At 66.8% G+C, this 2,445-nt stretch carries 3 protein-coding genes and 1 tRNA gene; 3 read left to right on the top strand and 1 reads right to left on the bottom strand.

Going from position 1 to position 2,445, the window contains the following annotated elements; genetic code table 11:
• From AC1DHD_RS15530 to AC1DHD_RS15520, 3 genes are all read left to right on the top strand, one after another.
• The coding region (locus AC1DHD_RS15530) for a hypothetical protein (protein ID WP_476880572.1) at positions 1-321 on the top strand (321 nt) is incomplete at its 5' end.
• A 40-nt stretch (positions 322-361) separates the two neighbouring features.
• A complete protein-coding gene (locus tag AC1DHD_RS15525) occupies positions 362-997 on the top strand; it encodes an N-acetyltransferase family protein (RefSeq protein WP_476880571.1) in 636 nt (211 codons plus the stop codon).
• A complete protein-coding gene (locus AC1DHD_RS15520) occupies positions 939-1,961 on the top strand; it encodes an FUSC family protein (protein WP_476880570.1) in 1,023 nt (340 codons plus the stop codon). The genes AC1DHD_RS15525 and AC1DHD_RS15520 overlap by 59 nt, the downstream gene beginning before the upstream one ends.
• A 103-nt stretch (positions 1,962-2,064) precedes the next feature.
• On the opposite strand, the gene AC1DHD_RS15515 is transcribed toward AC1DHD_RS15520, so the two are convergent.
• Positions 2,065-2,147: transfer RNA gene (locus AC1DHD_RS15515), tRNA-Leu, on the bottom strand.
• Between the last annotated feature and the right edge of the window lie 298 nt (positions 2,148-2,445).

The following is a 2,445-nucleotide window of genomic DNA, read 5'->3' as shown; positions in this document are numbered from 1 at the left end:
GCCGTCGGCTTCGTCAACCTCGACGCCGTCGAGTTGGACCTCTCCGGCGTTCCGGGCGCCCTGAGGGCGTCCGCCTGCTTCGTTACCAACGAGCACTGCAACCCCGCACCGGTCCCCCAGGACAGCTCCGGGCGGTGGATGGTCCCGCAGGCGACGCCGTTCCTCCAACCCGCCGACGCCCACACGCCGGCGTCCCGCATCAGGGTCGTCGCCACCAGACCGGACATGTCCGTCTCCGACCACGTCTACGACATTGGCCACACACCGCCGCGCGGAGGGTGCGACAACACCTACGAACTCCTCCCGGTAAAGGTCCACTGATGGGCAGGGAACGCGCCCGCGGCATCGAAAAGGCAGTCGGATGATCGAAGCCCGCGCGGAAGAACCCCTGGGGAACACCGGCGTGAAGATCCGACCCATGACCCGGCAGGACTGGCCGGCAGTGGAAGCCATCTGGGCCGAAGGCATCGCCACCGGGCACGCGACCTTTGAACCTGCGCCTCCCTCATGGGAAGACTTCGACTCCACCCGCCGGCCAGACCTCCGCCTCGTGGCCGAAGACCGCGGCACGGTAATCGGCTGGGCCGCCGGATCGCCCGTCTCATCGCGGCCGGTCTACCACGGCGTCATCGAACACTCCATCTACATCTCCGCCGCGGTCCGGGGACGCGGGCTCGGACAGCGGCTCTTATTGGAGTTCATCCGCCACTGTGAAGCGGCCGGCGTCTGGACCATCCAATCCAACATATTCCCGGAAAACACTGCTTCAATTGCCCTGCATCAGCGGCACGGGTTCACCGCGGTAGGCACCCGCCGCCGCATCGGGCACATGGCCTATGGGCCCCGCTCCGGGCAGTGGCGCGACACCCTGCTGCTGGAATACCGCAGCCCCGGGGATGCAGTTACAGACCCTCCCGGGGCGGCGGTAAAATCGGACAGTGCGCAGGGTCCTGAAACACGCGAGAGACATCGCCCGGATTGGACCCGCGCAGGCTGACCATCTGCCGGCGCTGCGCGTCGGAGTCAGCATCAGCGTCCCGCTTCTGGCGCTCCTCGCCCTCGGCCGCCCTGACTTGAGCATCTACGCGGTGTTCGGCGGATTCACTGCCATGTACGGGCGCAACGACGGCTACCGCTCCCGGCTCGTTCATCAATCACGCGCCGGCCTCCTGCTCACCTCTGGCCTTGCCCTGGGTGTCCTGCTGTCTGTCGCCCGGGCACCGTCCTGGATCCTGGTGGTGGTGGAGTCGCTGTTCGCTGTGGCAGCATCTCTGGCTGCGGACAGGATGCGGCTCAGACCCTCCGGGCCCTTCTATGCGATCTTCGCGCTCGGAGCCTGCGCATCGGTTCCGACCACCATCCCCTTTGGACTGGCGATCGGCATCTGTGCGGCTTCTGCGGCGTTCTCGGTCCTGGTCGGATCTTCCGGGTGGATCCGCAACAGGACGTGGACCGCGACGACGGCGACGACGGCGCCGGGAGGGGCGGCACTGGATCCGCGGGCGGTGCGCGTGCACGCCGCCCGTTACCTTATAGCCGTCGGCACCGCGGGCGCCCTCGGGGTTCTCGGCGGGGCCGGCCACGCGAACTGGACCATGGCCGCGGCGGCAGTGCCCCTGGCCGCCACTGACAGGAAGAGCCGCATCGTCCGCGGCATCCACCGGGTGGTCGGAACCTTTGCCGGCATCCTCCTCACGGCCCTGATCCTGCTGCCCGGGTTCGACCGGACAACCCTGACCGTCCTCCTTATGGTCCTGCTCTTCCCCACCGAACTGTTTATGATGCGCCACTACGGGCTGGCCATGATGTTCTTCACCCCGGCGATCCTGCTCATKAGCCAGCTTGCCAACCCGATCAGCCGGTTTGTCCTCATCACGGACCGGGGCATCGAAACCCTCCTCGGCGCTTCCATCGGCATAGCCGTTGCGGTCTTTGTCCCCGAACCCACCAGAAGTCCGTAGCCGGCGCCCACTAGCGAGTAATACTCGCGCCGCGTTGGCGGGTCTATAGGCGGGCACAAAAAAGGACCCCGGGAAATCAACGATTTCCCGGGGTCCTGATGCGTGCGCGAGGGGGGATTTGAACCCCCACGCCCTTTCGGACACTGGCACCTGAAGCCAGCGCGTCTGCCGTTCCGCCACTCGCGCGCAACTTCTTTCACCCGGCCGGGGCCCGTTCTCCGGACCATCAACCTCGCAAAAGCAGCGAGATCAAGCATAACGGACAACAGCGGGAAAACACCAATCGAGTCCCGGAGGCGCCCGACACGCCACATTTTCGGCGCCCCGGCCGCCCGTTCGGAGCACCCGGCAGCAGCGCCGCCACTGGAGTCGGCGGCCGGACATCCGCGCACGTCAGAGCCGCCCGCCTCTAATTTTCACGACCCCTGCGGGGGCGCGCATTAAGGTCATTCCCAGCCTCGCCCAGTAGTATCTGATGTAGGAG

It is taken from the genome of Arthrobacter sp. 05L45_2, from assembly GCF_056397525.1.
The sequence above is the reverse complement of the archived record's forward strand: the minus strand, read 5'-3'. Positions and strand labels throughout refer to the sequence as shown.

Coding starts and splice junctions, on each gene's coding strand:
- AC1DHD_RS15525 (WP_476880571.1), top strand. CDS start 362: ATGATCGAAGCCCGCGCGGAAGAACCCCTGGGGAACACCGGCGTGAAG.